Here is an 18,248-nt window from a genome sequence, read left to right on the forward strand (position 1 = left end):
ACCAGAAAACCTAGTCCTTACGGCGTGTCCGGGAATGAAGCAGTCCTGGATTCCGTTTAAGGAGCTCCCGTCGGCCCGCCACTCGATCGTGGTCGGGCCGACGCTGCTGATCAGCTCTTTTCCGGCAGCCGGCACAATTCGCCCGGGGGCGTGCACTCTGCGTGAGCGCCCTGGTGCGCTCGGATCACCACCGTAGGACGGCGCATTCCCGACATCGACCTTGTCGAATGGGTGGCCAGGACGCGGTGGATGGGTGATCATGGGAATCTGACCGAGCAACGCTACGAGGAGGCACGGGTGGCCGAGACTCTGAAAAAGGGCAGCCGGGTGACCGGTGCCGCGCGTGAGAAGCTCGCGGCCGATCTCAAGAAGAAGTACGACTCCGGGGCGAGCATTCGCGCTCTCGCGGAGGAGACCGGTCGCTCGTACGGCTTCGTGCACCGGATGCTGAGCGAATCCGGAGTGATCCTCCGGGGCCGCGGCGGTGCCACGCGGGGCAAGAGCAAGGCGACTGCCGGGGCCGGTTCCTGACGGTCCGTCGGCTCAAGGCTGGATGGCGCGGCGGCAGGGTGCCGACCGGGAAGACGAGTGGCGATCGTCGCTGATTGTCCGACGATCGTGGGCTGATCGTGAGTCGACCAGCCGATTCGTCCCCCCTCGGATCGAGCGGACCGGCCGCCGATCGTCATGTCCGCATTTCCTTTTCGACGAATTCCCCGATACTCCCGGGCCGGTGGGTCTGCCGCTGCGCGCCCGGGTTTGTTACTCTCCGGTAGCCAAGTCCCTCGCCACCGGAGGTCTCCGCATGACCGCCCCCGCCACCGACCCGCAGACCCCGAGCGGGGAGCAGGACGGCGTCCGCCTGGAGATCGACGGCGACCTCGCCGTCGTCACCCTGTGTCAGCCCAAGCGGCGCAACGCCCAGTCGCCCGCCATGTGGCGCGCCCTCGCCGCCGTCGGCCGCGACCTGCCCGGCACCGTCCGCGTCGTGCTGCTCCGCGCGGAGGGCGTCTCCTTCTCCGCGGGCCTCGACCGGGCCATGTTCACCCCCGAGGGCATCCCCGGCGAGCCCAGCTTCCTGCAGCTCGCGGCGGCCGGGGACAAGGAGCTGGACGACACCATCGCGACCTACCAGGAGGCCTTCACCTGGTGGCGCCGGCCCGACCTGATCTCGATCGCGGCCGTCCAGGGGCACGCCGTCGGCGCCGGATTCCAGCTCGCGCTCGGCTGCGACCTGCGGGTCGTCGCGGAGGACGTCCAGTTCTCCATGAAGGAGACGTCGCTCGGGCTCGTCCCCGACCTCGCCGGCACCAAGCCGCTCACCGAACTCGTGGGCTACGCACGGGCGCTGGAGATCTGCGTGACCGGCCGCTGGGTCGGCGCCGCGGAGGCCGTGGCGATCGGCCTGGCCAACATCGAGGTCCCGGGTGCGGAGCTCGACGGTGCCGCGCGCGACCTGGCCGCCGCGCTGCTGGCCGCGCCGCGCAACGCCGCGATCGAGACGAAGGCCCTGCTGCAGGGGGCCTCGGGCCGGTCGTTCGACGAGCAGCGTTCCGCCGAACGGGTCGCGCAGGCCCGACGGCTGCGGGACCTGGCGGGCATCGGCGACTGACGCCCGTGCCCGCTCGGTGGGCCCGGCCCCGGGATTGCTCCCCGGGGTCGGGCCTCCGTCGTTCCCGGGGGTTGCCGGAGCGCCGCTCGGCGGGCGCGAAACGTGGCGAAATGCCAGAGTTGTGGAGATCTGCGATATAGCTGGAGCCGTACGACGGGAGACCCGCCCCATGCCTGACACTCCGACGCCCGCGAGCATGCACAAGAACCCCGCCAACGCCCCGGCCTCCGCGCCTTCCCATCTGTCCGGCACGTCCGGCTCCTCCGGCGGGGCCGGCCCGTCCGGCGGAGCCGCCGCCGCGCCCAAGCCGGTCAGCGAGCGCGGGCGGACGGCACTGGCCGTCGGAGTGGTCGAGAAGATCGCCGGCATGGCGGCCCGTGAGGTCTCCGGCATCCACGCCCTCGGCTCCGGGCTCGCCCGGACGTTCGGCGCCATGCGGGACCGGGTGCCCGGCGGCAAGTCCAGCGTCGGACGCGGCATCAAGGCCGAGGTCGGCGAGAAACAGACCGCGATCGACATCGCGCTGGTCGTCGAGTACGGCGTCGTCATCCCCGAACTCGCCCGCCAGGTCCGGGAGAACATCATCAACGCGGTCGAGCGGATGACCGGCCTGGAGGTCGTCGAGGTCAACATCGCGGTCAACGACGTGCACCTGCCGGACGAGCCGGAGTTCGAGGAGGAAGAGGAGCAGATGGTGTCGTCCGGGCAGCGGCCCAAGCTCAAGTGACGGCCCGGGCGCGCGCGATCCCGGGCGCAGGACGAGGGAGTAGCGGATGAACCTGGCCGTGGTCGGCCTTGTGGCGGGGATGGCCCTCGGCTTCGCCGGGTACTTCGGCGGGTTCGCGGCCTTCCTGCTGGTGGCGGCGCTGGGGCTGGTCGGCTTCGTGCTCGGGCGGCTGCTGGAGGGCGACATCGAACTCCGGGACCTGGGCGACCTGCTCCGCGGCCGCGACCGGCGCGGCTGATGGCGCGCCCGGCCGCCCCGGCGGCGGCGCGCGGCCGGATCCGGATCTCCGACCGCGCGTACGCGCGCATCGCGGCCCGCGCGGCCGCGGAGGCCCTGGCCGCAGCGTGGGCCGGACGGTCGGTCAGGGGCGCGCCGCCCGCGGTGTCGGTGTCCGTCCCCGGCAGCGCCGTCCGGGTGCGGGTGGAGGTCGAGCTGCCGTTCCCCGCCGATCTGGCCGCGCTCGCCCGGGCCGTGCGGGACCGCGTCGGGGCGCAAGTCAAGGGGCTGACGGGGACGCGGGTCTCGGAGGTGGTCGTGGTCGTGGAGCGGCTGGTGACGGGAGGGCGGTCGTGACGGCTCCGGCGCAGGGGGAGGCGGGGGCGGGGGTGGGCGAGGAGAAGGTGCGGCGGCCCCGAGCGGCGCGGACGCCCGAGGCGGTGCTGGTGGCGGCGGGCGTGCTGGTGATCGCGGGCGCGCTGCTCTACGACGTGGTGTCGGTGCGGACGGGGCACTCCGTCCGGCGGTGGCGGGCGGAGCTCGCGGACGAGCTGGCGACCCGTCACCTGGACGACCCGTGGGTCCTGGTCGGGGCGGGGGTGGCAACCGGGTTGGGTGCGCTGCTGCTCTGGCTGGCGTTCGCGCCGGGGATGCGCCGGTGGCTGGCGCTGCGCCCGCACGGGGGTACCGACGCGGTGATCAACCGGTCCGGGATCGGGCACCTGCTGACCGACCGGGCGGTCGGGCTGCCGGGCGTCGAGCGGGTCCGGGTCCAGATCGGGCGGCGGCGGGTGCGGGTGCACCTGCACGGGCCGTCCGACCCGGCGTCGCTGCAGCGGCAGCTGCGGGACGAGCTCGCACGGGTGACGCTGGCGCGGCCGTTGCGGCTGGACGTGCGGACGGTGCCGAGTGAGGGGGCCGGCCAGGCGGAGGCGGAGGCGGAAGCGGGGGCGAGGACGGAGTCGGAGTCGCAGTCGGCGGCGAACGCGGGTGGCGCGGGAGGAGCGGCGGGATGAACCGGGGGACCGTCAACCGGGTGCTGATCGGACTGGTCGGGGCGGTGCTCGTGGTGGCCGGGGTGCTGGTGCTGGCCGGCGGGCTCGACCTGTACGGGCGGCTCGGGGTGCACCCGCCCGAGGGGTGGCCGCTGACGTCGCCCCACCAGCCCGTGGTGAGCGCGCGGTCGCGCACCCGGTGGGTGGCGGGCTCCTGGTGGTGGCCGACCGTCATCGGCGGGCTGTCGGTGTTGGTCGTGGCTACGGCGTGGTGGCTCGTGGCGCAGCTGCGGCGCACCGGCCTGTCCAGCATCGCGGTGCCGACGCCCGGAGTGGCCGGGCTCAGGACGCGGGTGAGCGCGCGGGCCCTGGAATCGGCGCTGGAGTCGGGGACCGTGGTGCTGCCCGAGGTCGAGCGGGCGGACGTGCGGCTGGTCCGCGCGCCCGGGCACCCGCGGCTGCGGGGGGCCGTCCGGCTCACCCCCGGCGGGGACCCGGCCGCGCTGGTGGAGCACTTCGAGAGGGGACCGCGCTCCGACGCGCTCGGGAGCCTGGGAGTGCCGGAGCTGCCCGCCGACCTGCGGATCCGGGTGCTCCAGGAGGCCCCCGCCGGTCCGCGGCGCCGACGGCGGCAGCGGCGGAGGCCTCCGCGGGTGGAGTGACCGGCCCGGGGTTCAAAGGAGGTGCGGGCCTCAGAGGGTGCGGAGGGCTCCGCCGTCCACGGGGAGCATCAGGCCGGTCAGGTAGGAGGCGGCGGGGGAGAGCAGGAAGGCGGCGACCTTGCCGAACTCCTCCGGGGTGCCGTAGCGGCCGAGCGGGATGCCGGCGCTGTGGTGGGCGCGGGCACCGTCCGGGTCGCCGCCGAGGGCGTCGAGCTCGCGGACCCGGTCGGTGTCGATCCGGGCGGGGAGCAGGCCGACCACCCGGATGCCGCGCGGGCCGAGTTCGTCGGCGAGCGACTTGGCGGCCATCGCGAGGCCGGGGCGCAGGCCGTTGGAGATGCCGAGGCCCGGGATCGGCTGGCGCACGGAGGACGAGAGCACGAAGCCGATCACTCCGCCCTCGCCGAGGGCCGCGGCGGCGGTGCGGGCGATGCGCAGGGCGCCGAGGAACACCGACTCGAAGGCGTCCCGCCAGGCCTCCTCCGGGGTCGTCTCGACCGGGCCGGCCTGGGGGCCGCCGACGCTGATCAGCACGCCGTCCAGGCGGCCGAAGGCGGCCCTCGCCTCGGCGACGAGCCGTTCGGCGGTGCGCGGGTCGGCGTTGTCGGCGGTCACGCCGTGGACGGTGCCGGGGAGGCCGGCGAGTTCGGCGACGGCCGCGTCCACGGCCTCCTTGGTCCGGCCGGTCACCAGCACACGGGCGCCGTCGGCGGCGAGCTCGCGGGCGGCGGCGAGGCCGAGGCCGCGGGTGGCGCCGGTGACGACGTAAGCCTTGTCCTTCAGTCCGAGATCCATGGGGGACATCTTGCCGGGTCGGGGGCGTCCGGCGCGGGGCGGGCGCCCTCAGACGGGGACGGCCTCCGCGGCGGCCTCGGGTTCGGCCTGCTGTTTGGCGCGGTCCTTGGCCTCGCGGCGGATCAGGATCCACACACCGACGGGGATCATCGAGGTGAACAGCCACCACTGGATCGCGTAGGCCATGTGCGGGCCGATGTCGGAGTGGTCCGGGTCGGGGACCAGTGCGGGCTGGGCGGCCGGGGCCGGGGTGGTGCCGGTGAGCTCCAGGTAGCCGCCGAGCAGGGGGACGCCGGTCTCCTTGGCCTGCTGCTCGGTGTTGATCAGGTTGAACTGGCGGTCGGGCAGGCCGGCCCGGTCCTTGACGAAGCCGCCGCTGCCCTTGACGGTCTCGTCGGCGCGCATCCGGCCGGTGACGGTGACGTCGCCGCTCGGGGCCGCCGGGACGGGCGGGTACTCGGTGGCGGTGTCACCGGGGGCGACCCAGCCGCGGTTGACCAGGACGGTGCCCTTGCCGTCGGAGAGCTTCAGCGGGGTCACGACGAAGTAGCCGATGGTGCCGTTGGAGTCGGTCCGCTTGCGGACCACGAACTCGTGCGCCGGGTCGTACTGGCCGGTGGCCGTCACCGCGCGCCAGGTGAGGTCCGAAGGGACGGCGAAGCCCGGGGCCGGAGACAGGCTGTCGAACGGCTCCGGCTTGGCGGTGAGGGCCTTGGCGATCAGCTCGTTGCGGGCCACCCGCGCTTCGTGGCGGTGCAGCTGCCAGAAACCCAGCTTGATCGTCGTGGGGATCAGCAGCAGCGCGATCAGCAGGGTGATCAGCCATTGCCGGGTCAGCAGAAAACGGTACACACGGGAACCGTACGCCGACCTCACGGACGCCTCACGCACCGGGGTGCGGGGCGACCTCGCGCAGCAGCTGGAGGAAGGCGTCCTCGCCGACGACCGGGGTGCCGACCTCGCGGGCCTTGCGCGCCTTGCCGCTCCAGCTGTTCGGCTCGTTGGTGACGAGGAGGCTGGTGAGCCGGCTCACCGAGGTGGCGATGTGCAGGCCGGCCTCGGCGGCGCGGTCCTCCAGCAGCTCGCGGTCGGTGGCGGTGTCGCCGGTGAAGGCCACCCGCATGCCCTGGACCAGCGGCTTGCCGTCCTCCCAGCGGCCCGGGTTCGGGTACGGGCACGGCGGGCGCTTCTTGGCCTGGCGGTAGGCGGCGCCGGTCCAGCTGCCGCGGCCGGGGGCGACGGGCTCGTCCTCGCCGAGGTCGGTGACCGCGACGCAGGTCTGCAGGGGCAGCGGGACGCCGCCCAGGCGCGCCAGCTGCAGGCTGGGCCGGAAGGCCTCGGCGAGCACGCGGGCGTCGTCCAGGGCGTTGTGGGCCTGGCGCTGCTGGACGCCGAAGTGCGCAGCGAGCGAGGAGAGCTTGCCGTTGGGCAGCGGCAGGCGCAGGTCGCGGGAGAGGACCATGGTGCAGATCCGCTGGTCGACCGGGGCGCGGCGGCCGGCCCGGGAGAACTCGCGGGAGATCATGTTCCAGTCGAAGAGCGCGTTGTGGGCGACCAGGACGCGGTCCGCCAGGCGGGTGGCGAACTCGTCGGCGATCTCCGGGAAGGTCGGGGCGCCGGAGAGCAGCTGGGCGGTGAGGCCGTGGATCCAGACCGGGCCGGGGTCCCGCTCGGGGTTGACCAGGGTGTACCAGTGGTCGGTGATCTCGCCGTCCGGGTCCAGCTGGTAGACGCCCGCGGAGATGACGCGGTCCGAGCGGCCGAGGCCGGTGGTCTCGACGTCCACCACGGCGAAGCCCCCGGCGGGGGCGGCGGCGGTGCGCTGGGCGGGGAGCTGCGCACCGCGCGTCTCGGGCTGGATCGGTTGCATGGTCCAACAGGATAAGCGCCGATCGGATGGTGTCCGGCCGAAATGTTGAGGTGGGACGGGCGGAATAGAGTGTTCCGCGTAGGCGTCGTACATGCGGCCGACCTCCGTAGACAAGGACGAACATCCATGCGCGCCACCGTCATTCACGGCCCCAGTGACATCCGGATCGAAGAGGTCCCCGACCCGGTGGTCCAGCAGCCGACGGACGCCGTGGTGCGGGTCCTGAACGCCTGCATCTGCGGCAGCGACCTCTGGGCCTACCGCGGGGTCGCGCAGCGCGTGGCCGGGCAGCGGATCGGCCACGAGTTCCTGGGCGTCGTCGAGGAGACCGGCGCCGACGTGCGGGGCTGCGCGAAGGGCGACCTCGTCGTGGCGCCGTTCGTCTGGTCGGACGGCACCTGTGAGTTCTGTCTCGAAGGCCTCCAGACCTCCTGTCCGCACGGCGGCTTCTGGGGCCAGGTGGGCTCGGACGGCGGCCAGGGCGAGGCGGTCCGGGTGCCGTTCGCGGACGGGACGCTGGTCAAGCTGCCGAAGGAGGCGGCCGGTGACGAGAAACTGCTGCCCGGCCTGCTGGCGCTGTCGGACGTGATGTCCACCGGGCACCACGCGGCCGTCTCGGCGCGGGTGCGTCCGGGCGCGACGGTCGCCGTGGTCGGCGACGGCGCGGTGGGCCTGTGCGGCGTGCTGGCGGCGCACCGGCTGGGCGCGGGCCGGATCATCGCGCTCGGCCGGCACCCCGCCCGCACCGACCTCGCCCGGCGCTTCGGCGCGACGGACGTGGTGGCCGAGCGCGGCGACGCGGCCGTGGCGGCCGTGAAGGAGCTGACCGGCGGGCTGGGCGCGCACGCGGTGCTGGAGGCGGTGGGCACCGAGGAGTCGATGCGCACGGCCCTCTCGATCGCGCGCGACGGCGGCGCGGTGGGCTACGTCGGCGTGCCGCACGGCGGGAGCGCCGGTGTCGACATCGGCCAGATGTTCGGTCGCAACGTTTCGCTGAACGGCGGCGTGGCGCCGGCCCGCGCGTACATCCCCGAGTTGTTGCCCGATGTCCTCTCCGGCGCCATCGAGCCGGGCCTGGTGTTCGACCGGACGGTCGGACTGGAGGAGGTGCCGGACGGGTACCGGGCGATGGACGACCGCTCGGCGCTGAAGGTGCGGATCGCTTTCTGACGGACCCGATCGCACCTGATAGATCGTCACGAGGGGCGCCACCATTGGAGGGTGGCGCCCCTCGTGCATGGGGCGGGGTGGTTTCGAAGTGACGGCAGTGGCGGTTTTCGGCCAATTGGATAGTGCGAGGGGGTGAACAGCCGGCCGATCGCAGTCAACCCCTTCCGGGGTGGGCACCACGCTCCTAGCATTGCGCGGCGCGCATGCGGATTGTGACGCCCCTCACGTCCGATCGTCTCCCTTGTGCGACCGCTACGCCGAAGGAGTGAGGAGTACAGCGTGGAATCGCCGCCGATCACCACTGCCCCTACGGATGTCCAACTCATCGACGAGAGCCAGGAGTTCCGGACCCTGCGGAGCTCGTTCCGGAACTTCGCCTTCCCGGTCACCATCGGCTTCGTGCTGTGGTACCTGCTCTACGTCCTGCTCTCCAGCTACGCGCCCGGTCTGATGGGCACCAAGGTCGTCGGGCACATCAACGTCGCACTGGTGCTGGGGCTGCTGCAGTTCGTCACCACCTTCGCCATCGCCGCGTGGTACGCCCGCTACGCGGACCGGCGGATCGACCCGCCCGCCGCCGCGATCCGCGAGGCCCACGGTGCCGTCGTCCACGCTCCCCGGGAGTCCGCCGAATGATCCTGCTCGCCAGCTCCGCCACCGAGCACCGCGGCCTCACGATGACCCTGTTCGGGTTCTTCGTGCTGCTCACGCTCGGCATCACCGTCTGGGCCGGGCGGCAGACCAAGGACGCCGCCGACTTCTACGCCGGCGGCCGGGGGTTCACCGGTTTCCAGAACGGCCTGGCCATCTCCGGCGACTACATGTCCGCCGCGTCCTTCCTCGGCATCGCCGGCGCCATCGCCCTCTCCGGGTACGACGGCTTCCTGTACTCGATCGGGTTCCTGGTGGCCTGGCTGGTCGCCCTGCTCCTGATCGCCGAGCCGCTGCGCAACTCCGGCCGCTACACCATGGCGGACGTGCTCGCGTTCCGGATGAAGCAGCGCCCGGTGCGCACCGCCGCGGGCGTCTCCACGATCATCGTGTCGATCTTCTACCTGCTCGCCCAGATGGTCGGCGCCGGGTCGCTGGTCGCCCTGCTGCTCGGCGTCAGCGGGGAGGGCGCCAAGCGCTGGACCATCGTCGCGGTCGGCGCCCTGATGGTCGTCTACGTGGTGATAGGGGGCATGAAGGGCACCACCTGGGTGCAGATCGTCAAGGCCGTGTTGCTGATCGCGGGCACCGCGCTGATGACCGTCCTGGTGCTCGCGAAGTACCACTTCAACCCCTCCGAGCTGCTCGGCGCGGCGGCGAGCGCGAGCGGCAAGGGCGCGGCCTTCCTCGAACCCGGGCTGAAGTACGGCGTCAGCGGCACCAGCAAGCTCGACTTCATCAGCCTCGGGATCGCGCTCGTGCTCGGCACCGCCGGCCTGCCGCACATCCTCGTGCGCTTCTACACCGTGCCCACCGCCAAGGCGGCGCGGAAGTCGGTGCTCTGGGCGATCGGCATCATCGGCGTCTTCTACCTGATGACCCTGGCGCTCGGCTTCGGCGCGGCGGCGCTGGTCGGGCCCAAGGCGATCAAGGCGGCCAACGCGGCGGGCAACACAGCGGCGCCGCAGCTGGCCGAGTCGCTCGGCGGCGGCGCGGGCTCCACCGGCGGGGCGATCCTGCTCGCGGTGATCTCCGCGGTCGCCTTCGCCACCATCCTCGCCGTCGTCGCCGGCCTCACCCTGGCGTCCTCGGCCTCCTTCGCGCACGACCTCTACGCCAACGTGATCCGGCGCGGCCGGGCCACCGAGAAGGAGGAAGTGCTCTCGGCGAAGTGGGCCGCCGTCGCGATCGGCGCGGTGGCCATCGTGCTCAGCCTGTTCGCCGGCAAGCTCAACACCGCGGCCCTGGTCGCCCTGGCCTTCGCGGTGGCCGCCTCGGCGAACCTGCCGACGCTGCTCTACTCGCTGTTCTGGAAGCGCTTCACCACCTCCGGTGCCGTCGCCTCCGTCTACGCGGGCCTGATCAGCTCGGTGCTGCTGGTTGTCTTCTCGCCCGTCGTCTCCGGGGCGAAGACCTCGCTCTTCCCGGACTCGGACTTCCACTGGTTCCCCCTGGAGAACCCCGGCCTGGTCTCCATCCCGATCGGCTTCCTGGCCGGCTGGATCGCCACCCTGCTGTCCAAGGAACGTCCCGACCCGGCGAAGTACGCTGAACTGGAGGTCCGCTCGCTGACCGGACTGGGCGCCCACTGATCACCACGCGATGACTATGCTGGCCCGGCCCCGCCACGACGGTGGGCCGGGCCGGCCGCATTACTGGTGAAGGGACCGCCGTGCTGCTCGACACCTTCGGACGACAGGCCGTCGACCTGCGCGTCTCCCTCACTGACCGGTGCAACCTGCGCTGCACGTACTGCATGCCCGAGGAGGGGCTGCAGTGGCTCGGCAAGCCCGACCTGCTCACCGACGAGGAGATCGTCCGGCTGGTCACGATCGCGGTGCGCGACCTCGGCGTGCGCGAGGTGCGCTTCACCGGCGGCGAACCGCTGCTGCGCCCCGGGCTGGTCGCGATCGTCGCCGCGTGCGGCGAGCTGGAACCGCGCCCGGAGATCTCGCTCACGACCAACGGGATAGGCCTGGCCCGTACCGCGACGGCGCTGCGCGAGGCCGGGCTCGACCGCGTCAACGTCTCCCTGGACACCCTCGACCCCGAGGTGTTCTTCACGCTCACCCGCCGCCGGCGCCACCAGGACGTCCTGGACGGGCTGGCCGCCGCCGAGGCCGCCGGGCTGGCCCCGGTGAAGCTGAACGCCGTGCTGATGCGCGGGGTCAACGACCACGAGGCGCCGGACCTGCTCGCCTGGTGCCTGGAGCGCGGCTACGAGCTGCGGTTCATCGAGCAGATGCCGCTGGACGCCCAGCACGGCTGGGACCGATCGTCGATGATCACCGCCGGGGAGATCCTGGAGCGGCTCGCCGCGCGCTTCGCGCTCACCCCGGAGCCCTCCGCGCGCCGCGGCGCCGCGCCGGCCGAACGCTGGCTGGTCGACGGCGGCCCGGCCCGCGTCGGCGTGATCGCCTCGGTGACGCGCCCCTTCTGCCGCGCCTGCGACCGCACCCGGCTCACCGCCGACGGGCAGGTGCGCGACTGCCTGTTCGCGACGGGGGAGACGGACCTGCGCACCGCCCTGCGCACGGGCGCCGACGACGCAGAGATCGGCTCCCTGTGGCGGGCGGCGATGTGGGGCAAGAAGGCGGGCGCGGGGATCGACGACCCGGAGTTCCACCAGCCCGACCGGCCGATGTCGGCGATCGGGGGCTAGCCCGCTCCGGGCCCCTCGGGAGTCCCGGGGTGGTCGGCGAAGGCGACGACCTCCTTGAGGAAGCCGCGCACCCCCAGGAACTGGGACAGGTGCTCGCGGTGCTCGTCGCACGCGAGCCAGGTCTTGCGGCGGTCCGGGGTGTGCAGCTTGGGGTTGTTCCACACCAGCACCCAGCCGGCGTCCGCCCGGCAGCCCTTGGCGGAGCAGATCGGCGTCTGCGGGGTGTCCATCGGGGGCCGTCCTCGGTGCTCGGCGGGGGTCTTCACCGCCAGTCTTTCACGGGCTCCTCCGCGCGCCGGCGGCCGGGGATCCCGGCGCGACAGGGTGCGGGCATGGCGACGCCGGGCAGCCACGGGGGGAGCTGCCCGGCGTCGGTCCGTCGCTCCGACGGGGGATGCGGAGCGCGTACGCAGTATGTCACGCCGAGACCTCGGTTTGGGGAGGTCCTGCATGATTAATCTGAGCTTCTTTTGAGCTTTCGCCGAGTCAAATCGCCGCGAAGGTGGAGGAGCCGGACACTCAGCTCCCGCTCTGTGAAGAATCGGTGGGAGGCTTCTTTGCCTCTCCTGTACCGGCCGCCGCACCCGCCCCACCCGTACCACCGGGGCCGAGCATCAGGGGGGTGTCGACGGGGATGTCGAAGGTGCTCGGCAGACCCGGCGCCCGCTCCCGCCCGGCATTGGCGATCAGCACCGCGAAGTACGGCAGCAGCACGCCGCCCGCGAGCGCGCCGACCGCCAGCCAGCGCTGCACGTCCCACAGCACCACGGCCAGCAGCACGCAGACCGTCCGCAGCAGCATCGAGGCCACGTAGCGGCGCTGCCGCCCGCGGACGTCCTCGGTGAGGCTGCTGCGCGCCCCCGTGATCCGGTGGACCTGGCCACCGCCCGCGCTCTTGCCCATGTCCTACCGTCCTCGTCCGAGCACCCGCGCTTCCGGCCGCGCGGCCAATTCACCGTACGCCGCGCCCCGGCCGAGGACGAGACCGGGGCGGGCGGACACGCGCGGGCGGCCCGGTCAGGGCCGCCGGGAGAGGTACTGCGGGGGGACGGCGGCGGTGAGCCAGACGCCGTTCTCGCTGAGCCGGAACACGTGGCCGTCCGCCACCATCGCGGCGGCGTTCACGGTGAGCACGACCGGGCGGCCGTGCCGGGAGCCGACCCCGGTGGCCGTCGCGGTGTCCGCGGAGAGGTGGACGTCCTGGCGGGCCATCGGGCGCAGGCCCTCGTGGAAGATCGCCGCCAGGTGGCGGTCGGCGGTCCCGTGGTAGAGCACCGGGGGCGGCACGACGGCGGCCAGGCCGAGGTCGACCGCCACCGTGTGGCCCTGGTTGGCGCGGATCGAGAGGCCGTCGGCGGAGTAACCGAACCGGCGCTTGTTGTTCGTCGCCACGACGTGGTCCAGATCGGCCCTGCTCAGCCGGTTGCCCTTCGCCGCCAGGGCGGCGAGGAGCAGGTCGATCCGGACCCAGCCGGCCTCGTCGAGGGTGATCCCGATCCGCTCCGGCTCGTGCCGCAGGATGCGCGACAGCATCTTGCTCGTCTTGACCAGTCGCTTCTCGTCCATCATGTCTCTCGTATCCCCCCGTCGGTCAGCGGCTATGAGGCCTGGCTGACCGAACTCATGTTGAAGTCCGCGACACGCACGGGTGGCATCGCGGTGCGGGTGAACCAGTCGCTCCACTCGCGCGGCAGGCAGCGCTCGGTGCGGCCCGCCTCGGTGATCCGGCCGAGCAGGTCGACCGGGGACTCGTTGAACCGGAAGTTGTTGACCGCGCCGACCACCTCGCCGTTCTCGACCAGGTAGACGCCGTCCCGGGTGAGGCCGGTGAGCAGCAGCGTCGCCGGGTCCACCTCGCGGATGTACCAGAGGCAGGTGAGCAGCAGGCCGCGCTCGGTGCGGGCGATCATCTCGTCCAGCGTGGGCGCCGCGTCCTGGTCGGCCGTCTCCAGCACCAGGTTGTCGACGGGCGGGCGCAGCGGCAGGCCGGTGAGGCCGGCCGCGTGGCGGGTGGTGACCAGGTCGGTCAGCACGCCCTCGCGGATCCAGTGGGTGGCGGTGATCGGCAGGCCGTTGTCGAACACCGAGACGTCGCCGCCGGTGGCGTGGGTGAGGACGAACGGCGCGGCGTCCAGGCCGGGTTCGCGCGGGTCGGCGCGCAGGGTCAGCGGCAGCGCCGTGAGCCGGTCGCCGACGCGGGTGCCGCCGCCGGGCTTCGAGAAGACCGTGCGGCCCTCGTGGGCGTCCCGGCCGCCGGCCGACCAGTGCAGGTAGACCATGAGGTCGGCGACGGCCGAGGGCGGCAGCAGCGTCTCGTAGCGTCCGGCCGGGAGGTCCACCCTGCGGGCGCCCCAGCCCAGGCGCTTGGTCAGTTCGGCGTGCAGCGCGGTGACGTCGACGTCGGCGAAGTCCTGGGTGGCCGCGCCGACCCAGGCCGAGCCGGACAGGTCGGCGGTCTTGGCGTTGATCTCGACCATGCCGGTCGGCTGGTCGTGGCGCAGCCGCAGCCCGGTGGAGGTGCCCAGGTAGCTGGTGGTGATCTCGTGCCGGGCGAAGCCGTACAGCAGCTCGCCCCGGGCCGCGGCGCGGGCGAAGGCCTCGCCGAGGGCCGGTCCGAAGTCCGCGAAGACGTCGATCGAGGTCTCGGCGGGCGGCTGGTCGAAGTGCGGCGAGGCCGGCAGGCCGGCGGCCAGCTGCTGGGCGTCCTCGGCCGGTCCGGCGGCGCGGGCGGCCTCCTCGGCGGCCCGGACCAGGCCCTCGACCTCGGCCGCTGTGACGGCCTCGCGGGAGACCACGCCGGAGGCGGTGCCCTCGGCGCCGGCCACGGTGGCGATCACGGTGAGGCGGCGGCCGCGGGTGACGCCGTTGGTGGTCAGCGCGTTGCCGGCCCAGCGCAGGTTGGCGGTGGACTCCTCGTCGGCGATCACCACGCAGCCGTCGGCGCGGGAGAGGCCGAGCGCGAGCTCGACGAGTTCGTGGGGCTGCGTCGCGGTCATCGGTGACCCGCCTCCTGCTGGGTGTTGAGCACGTTGACGTTGCGGAACAGCGCGGACGGGCAGCCGTGGCTGACCGCCGCGACCTGACCGGGCTGCGCCTTGCCGCAGTTGAAGGCACCGCCGAGGACGTAGGTCTGCGGACCGCCGACGGCCGCCATCGAGCCCCAGAAGTCGGTGGTGGTCGCCTGGTAGGCGAAGTCCTTGACCTGGCCCGCGAGTTCGCCGTTCTTGATGGCGTAGGCGCGCTGGCCGGTGAACTGGAAGTTGTAGCGCTGCATGTCGATGGACCAGGAGCGGTCCCCGACGATGTACAGGCCGTTCTCGACGCCCGCGAACAGGCCCTCGGTGTCCGGGCCGCCGGTGGCCGGCCGGAGCGAGACGTTGGCCATCCGCTGCACCGGGACGTGCGCGGGGGAGTCGGCGAAGGCGCAGCCGTTGGAGCGCTCGAAGCCCTTCAGCTTCGCCATGCCACGGTCGAGCTGGTAGCCGACCAGGACGCCGTCCTTGATGAGGTCCCAGGACTGCGTGGCGACGCCCTCGTCGTCGTAGCCGATGGTCGACAGGCCGTGCTCGGCGGTGCGGTCGCCGGTGACGTGCATCAGCTCGGAGCCGTACTTGAGCGAGCCGAGCTGGTCGAAGGTGGCGAAGGAGGTGCCGGCGTAGGCGGCCTCGTAGCCGAGGGCGCGGTCCAGCTCGGTGGCGTGGCCGATCGACTCGTGGATGGTCAGCCAGAGGTTGGACGGGTCGATCACGAGGTCGTAGCGGCCCGCCCGGACGCTCGGGGCCCGCATCTTCTCGGCCAGCAGGACGGGCAGTTCGGCGAGTTCGGCGTCCCAGTCCCAGCCGGTGCCGTGCAGGCTCCGTCCGTCGGGGGACGGCCCCCGGACCCCCGTGAGGTACTCGAAGCCGCGCCCGACCGGCGGGGCCAGGGTGCGCATCGAGTCGAAGGCGCCCGTGCGCTCGTCCACCGAGGTGGCCTCCAGCGTCGGGTGCACGCGGATGCGCTGCTGGGTGGTGACGGTGCCGGCGGTGTCCGCGTAGAACTTGTTCTCCTGGACGGTCAGCAGGCTCGCCTGGACGTGCGAGACGCCCTCGGCGGCCAGCAGCCGCGAGCTCCACCCGGCGAGCAGGGCGGTCTTGTCGGCGTCCGGCACGTCGAACGGGTTGACCTCGTAGGAGGACACCCAGGTGACGTCCCGGTGGACCGGCTCCGGCGCGAGCTCGACCCGCTCGGCGGAGCCGGCCGCGCGGCTGATCCCGCCGGACAGCCGGGCCACCGCGACGGCCTGCTCGGCCACCCGCGCGGCCGCGTCGGTGGTGAGGTCCACTCCGGCGGCGAAGCCCCAGGCGCCGTCCAGCAGCACCCGGACGGCGAAGCCGAGCTGGAGGCTGTCGGAGGTGCCGGCCGGGCGGGCGTCGCGCAGCCGCCAGGACGCGCTGCGGACCCGCTCCAGGCGGAAGTCGGCGTGCTCGACGCCGAGTTCGCGGGCCCGGGTGAGCGCGGCGTCGGCGAGGGCGCGCAGCGGGAAGGCGAGGAACAGCGGGTCGACGGCGCGGTCGTGCGCGGCGCCGACGCTGTCGGCCGGAGGGATCGGAGGCAAGCGAGCTCCCTGGTCGCGGGGGTGGCGGTGCGGCGCCGCACAGGGGCGCCCGCACCGCATCATTGCCCGTCCACGCACTTTCGGCCAGCGCATTTGGCCGGCGCCGCCCCGGCGCCCCGGCGGGGCGTCAGGCGACGGTCTCCCACCAGCCGTCCAGCTCGGGCGGGTTGTCGACGTCGACGCGCTCACCGGGGCGCGGCACGGCGAGCGGGACGGCCTGGGCCTTGGCCTCCTTCAGGAGCCGCTCGACCGGCTCGGCCCACGGGTGCAGCCCGAGGTTGAAGGTGCACCAGTGGACGGGCACCAGCAGGCCGGCGCCGAGGTCCCGGTGGGCGAGGACGGCGTCCTCGGGCGTCATGTGGATGTCCGCCCAGGCCGCGTCGTAGGCGCCGATCTGGACGAGGGCGGCGTCGAAGGGGCCGTGCTGCTCGCCGATCCGGGCGTAGCCCTCGAAGTAGCCGGAGTCGCCGGTGTAGAAGACCTTGCGGGTGGGGCCGGCGATCACCCACGAGCCCCAGAGGGTGGTGTTGCGGGTCAGGCCGCGGCCGGAGAAGTGGTGCGCGGAGGTGAGGGTGAGCACGAGCTCGCCGAGCGTGCAGGTCTCGTCCCAGTCCAGCTCGATGATCCGGTGCTCGGGCACGCCCCACCGGCGCAGGTGGCCGCCGATGCCGAGCGGCACCGCGAACGGCGCGGACTGGGTGTGCACCAGGCGCTTGACCGTCGCCATGTCGAGGTGGTCGTAGTGGTCGTGCGAGATGAGCACGGCGTCGACCTGGGGGAGTTCCTCCAGCGCGACCGGCACGGGGTGCAGCCGCTTGGGGCCGACGTGCGCGGAGGGCGAGCAGCGGTCGCTCCAGACCGGGTCGAGCAGGACGCGCGAGCCCTCGATCTCCACGAGCGCGGAGGCGTGTCCGTACCAGGTGATCTCGACGCCCTCGGCGGCCGGGCGCGGGCCGTCGGCGGAACGCACCAGCGGCACCGGGTGCGCGGGGACGCGGTGCTCGCGCTGGAAGACCATGCGGCGGACGGTGTCGCCGTCGATGGTGGGGGCGGACGCCGCGCGGGCGAGGGTGGACGGCGCGTTGTGGAAGACGCCGTCGCGGTACTGCGGGGAGTCGCGCACCCGCTCCTCGCGCTCGCCGTCGGGCCGGCGCCCGAACGCGGCCGGGAGGTCGCGCAGCGACCACGCGGCGGCGCCCGCCACCGCGGCCAGGGCGGTGAGGGCCAGGAGCCGTCCGCGTCGGTGGGTGCTCCCTGGCTGTGCCTTGGTCATGCGCCCTGCCTCTTCGTTCCTCGCCGGGACTGTTTCGGGGAGAGGGTACGGCCGGCCCCGGGTCGCCCCGTACAAGGGGTGGCAACGGGCGCACCGGCCCGGGTGTTCCCGTCCGCGCGCCCGCCCGGCCCGCGCGGGGGGCTCCGGGGCGGGCCGGGCGCGGATTGTCGGATTGCCACAGTTCCTTCGGTGAGGCGCTGTGGGAGACCGATTCGCCGACGACGCCGGGCGCCGGATACGGTCACACTGCGTGCGCATCCCGCCGTACGCGCACCCCCTTACGGAGAGAGGTGGATCGTTGAGCCGCTCGGTTCTCGTCACCGGAGGAAACCGGGGCATCGGCCTCGCGATCGCCCTGGGCTTCGCCGAGGCGGGCGACAAGGTCGCCATCACCAGCCGCTCGGGCGAGGTGCCCGAGGCCCTGGCGAAGTACGACGTCCTCGCGGTGCGCTGCGACATCACCGACGCCGCGCAGGTGGACGCAGCCTTCACCGAGATCGAGCAGAAGCACGGCGGCGTCGAGGTGCTGGTCGCCAACGCCGGCATCACCAACGACACCCTGCTGCTGCGCATGTCCGAGGAGGACTTCACCTCCGTCCTCGACACCAACCTCACCGGGGCGTTCCGGGTGGTCAAGCGCGCCTCCAAGCTGATGATGCGGGCGCGCAAGGGCCGCGTGATCCTGATCTCGTCCGTGGTCGGCCTCTCCGGCTCGCCGGGCCAGGCCAACTACGCCGCCTCCAAGGCCGGCCTGGTCGGCTTCGCCCGGTCGCTGGCGCGCGAGCTCGGCCCCCGCAACATCACCGTCAACGTGGTCGCCCCCGGCTTCGTCGACACCGACATGACCGCCGTGCTCAGCGACGAGCGCCGCAAGGAGATCGTCTCGGGCGTGCCGCTGGGCCGCTACGCGGCGCCCGCCGAGGTCGCGTCCACCGTGCGGTTCCTCGGTTCGGACGAGGCCGCGTACATCACCGGAGCCGTCATTCCCGTCGACGGCGGATTGGGCATGGGTCACTGA

General features: G+C 73.3%; 21 protein-coding genes. 12 read left to right on the forward strand and 9 right to left on the reverse strand.

Features of this window, described 5'->3' with window-relative positions; all coding sequences use genetic code 11:
* Window positions 1-297 precede the first annotated feature (297 nt).
* The 7 genes from PUR71_RS10420 (at window position 298) to PUR71_RS10450 (ending at window position 4,212) form a co-directional block, all read left to right on the forward strand.
* Window positions 298-531, forward strand: a complete 234-nt coding sequence (locus tag PUR71_RS10420) for a helix-turn-helix domain-containing protein (protein ID WP_188300454.1) — start codon at window positions 298-300, stop codon at window positions 529-531.
* 274 nt (window positions 532-805) lie between these two features.
* On the forward strand, window positions 806-1,612 hold the full coding sequence (locus PUR71_RS10425; protein ID WP_329926346.1) for an enoyl-CoA hydratase/isomerase family protein: 807 nt from the start codon (window positions 806-808) through the stop codon (window positions 1,610-1,612).
* Window positions 1,613-1,781: 169 nt separating this feature from the next.
* Window positions 1,782-2,339, forward strand: a complete 558-nt coding sequence (locus PUR71_RS10430) for an Asp23/Gls24 family envelope stress response protein (protein WP_443077417.1) — start codon at window positions 1,782-1,784, stop codon at window positions 2,337-2,339.
* Between the two features lie 46 nt (window positions 2,340-2,385).
* A complete protein-coding gene (locus PUR71_RS10435; protein ID WP_329926348.1) occupies window positions 2,386-2,577 on the forward strand; it encodes a hypothetical protein in 192 nt (63 codons plus the stop codon).
* Window positions 2,577-2,912, forward strand: a complete 336-nt coding sequence (locus PUR71_RS10440; RefSeq protein WP_329926350.1) for a hypothetical protein — start codon at window positions 2,577-2,579, stop codon at window positions 2,910-2,912. The genes PUR71_RS10435 and PUR71_RS10440 overlap by 1 nt, the downstream gene beginning before the upstream one ends.
* Window positions 2,909-3,571 carry a DUF6286 domain-containing protein gene (locus PUR71_RS10445; RefSeq protein WP_329926352.1) on the forward strand — a complete coding sequence of 221 codons (663 nt, stop codon included), beginning with the start codon at window positions 2,909-2,911 and terminating at the stop codon, window positions 3,569-3,571. Before PUR71_RS10440 ends, PUR71_RS10445 begins: the two co-directional genes overlap by 4 nt.
* Window positions 3,568-4,212, forward strand: coding sequence for an alkaline shock response membrane anchor protein AmaP (locus PUR71_RS10450; protein WP_329926354.1), 645 nt, complete (start codon window positions 3,568-3,570; stop codon window positions 4,210-4,212). Before PUR71_RS10445 ends, PUR71_RS10450 begins: the two co-directional genes overlap by 4 nt.
* 30 nt (window positions 4,213-4,242) lie before the next feature.
* Here the strand turns inward: PUR71_RS10450 and PUR71_RS10455 are convergent, their stop codons facing one another.
* Genes PUR71_RS10455 through PUR71_RS10465 form a run of 3 tightly spaced genes read right to left on the reverse strand, consistent with a single transcriptional unit; the run spans window position 4,243 to window position 6,877 of the window.
* Window positions 4,243-5,007 carry an SDR family oxidoreductase gene (locus PUR71_RS10455; RefSeq protein ID WP_329926356.1) on the reverse strand — a complete coding sequence of 255 codons (765 nt, stop codon included), beginning with the start codon at window positions 5,005-5,007 and terminating at the stop codon, window positions 4,243-4,245.
* Window positions 5,008-5,055: 48 nt separating this feature from the next.
* Window positions 5,056-5,859 (reverse strand): SURF1 family cytochrome oxidase biogenesis protein, encoded by an 804-nt coding sequence (locus PUR71_RS10460; protein ID WP_329926358.1) that lies wholly within the window; start codon window positions 5,857-5,859, stop codon window positions 5,056-5,058.
* 31 nt (window positions 5,860-5,890) lie between these two features.
* Window positions 5,891-6,877: a DEDDh family exonuclease gene (locus PUR71_RS10465; RefSeq protein ID WP_329926360.1), complete on the reverse strand. Its 987-nt coding sequence runs from the start codon at window positions 6,875-6,877 to the stop codon at window positions 5,891-5,893.
* A 126-nt stretch (window positions 6,878-7,003) separates the two neighbouring features.
* Here PUR71_RS10465 and PUR71_RS10470 point away from each other — a divergent pair, with 126 nt between their 5' ends.
* The 4 genes from PUR71_RS10470 (at window position 7,004) to moaA (ending at window position 11,360) form a co-directional block, all read left to right on the forward strand.
* On the forward strand, window positions 7,004-8,047 hold the full coding sequence (locus PUR71_RS10470) for a zinc-dependent alcohol dehydrogenase family protein (RefSeq protein WP_329926362.1): 1,044 nt from the start codon (window positions 7,004-7,006) through the stop codon (window positions 8,045-8,047).
* Between the two features lie 279 nt (window positions 8,048-8,326).
* On the forward strand, window positions 8,327-8,683 hold the full coding sequence (locus PUR71_RS10475) for a DUF485 domain-containing protein (RefSeq protein WP_329926364.1): 357 nt from the start codon (window positions 8,327-8,329) through the stop codon (window positions 8,681-8,683).
* Complete coding sequence (locus tag PUR71_RS10480; protein ID WP_329926365.1) at window positions 8,680-10,290, forward strand: solute symporter family protein; 1,611 nt, start codon at window positions 8,680-8,682, stop codon at window positions 10,288-10,290. Before PUR71_RS10475 ends, PUR71_RS10480 begins: the two co-directional genes overlap by 4 nt.
* A gap of 80 nt (window positions 10,291-10,370) precedes the next feature.
* Window positions 10,371-11,360 (forward strand): GTP 3',8-cyclase MoaA, encoded by a 990-nt coding sequence (moaA, locus tag PUR71_RS10485; protein WP_329926367.1) that lies wholly within the window; start codon window positions 10,371-10,373, stop codon window positions 11,358-11,360.
* On the opposite strand, the gene PUR71_RS10490 is transcribed toward moaA, so the two are convergent.
* The 6 genes from PUR71_RS10490 to PUR71_RS10515 form a co-directional block, all read right to left on the reverse strand.
* A complete protein-coding gene (locus PUR71_RS10490) occupies window positions 11,357-11,590 on the reverse strand; it encodes a hypothetical protein (RefSeq protein WP_329926369.1) in 234 nt (77 codons plus the stop codon). The genes moaA and PUR71_RS10490 overlap by 4 nt on opposite strands.
* Window positions 11,591-11,879: 289 nt before the next feature.
* Complete coding sequence (locus PUR71_RS10495) at window positions 11,880-12,263, reverse strand: DUF3099 domain-containing protein (RefSeq protein WP_329926371.1); 384 nt, start codon at window positions 12,261-12,263, stop codon at window positions 11,880-11,882.
* A gap of 114 nt (window positions 12,264-12,377) precedes the next feature.
* Window positions 12,378-12,926 (reverse strand): RNA 2'-phosphotransferase, encoded by a 549-nt coding sequence (locus PUR71_RS10500; protein ID WP_329926422.1) that lies wholly within the window; start codon window positions 12,924-12,926, stop codon window positions 12,378-12,380.
* Window positions 12,927-12,958: 32 nt separating this feature from the next.
* A complete protein-coding gene (locus PUR71_RS10505; RefSeq protein WP_329926373.1) occupies window positions 12,959-14,356 on the reverse strand; it encodes a metallopeptidase TldD-related protein in 1,398 nt (465 codons plus the stop codon).
* Window positions 14,353-15,957 (reverse strand): TldD/PmbA family protein, encoded by a 1,605-nt coding sequence (locus PUR71_RS10510; protein WP_329926375.1) that lies wholly within the window; start codon window positions 15,955-15,957, stop codon window positions 14,353-14,355. Before PUR71_RS10510 ends, PUR71_RS10505 begins: the two co-directional genes overlap by 4 nt.
* Window positions 15,958-16,084: 127 nt before the next feature.
* Entirely contained in the window at window positions 16,085-17,230 is a 1,146-nt protein-coding gene (locus PUR71_RS10515; RefSeq protein WP_329926377.1) for an MBL fold metallo-hydrolase, read from the reverse strand.
* A 298-nt stretch (window positions 17,231-17,528) separates the two neighbouring features.
* On the opposite strand from PUR71_RS10515, the gene fabG reads away from it, so the two are divergent.
* Window positions 17,529-18,248: a 3-oxoacyl-[acyl-carrier-protein] reductase gene (gene fabG, locus PUR71_RS10520; protein ID WP_329926379.1), complete on the forward strand. Its 720-nt coding sequence runs from the start codon at window positions 17,529-17,531 to the stop codon at window positions 18,246-18,248.

It is taken from the genome of Streptomyces sp. SP17BM10, assembly GCF_036322405.1.
In the GTDB taxonomy this organism is placed as follows: Bacteria; Actinomycetota; Actinomycetes; order Streptomycetales; family Streptomycetaceae; genus Kitasatospora.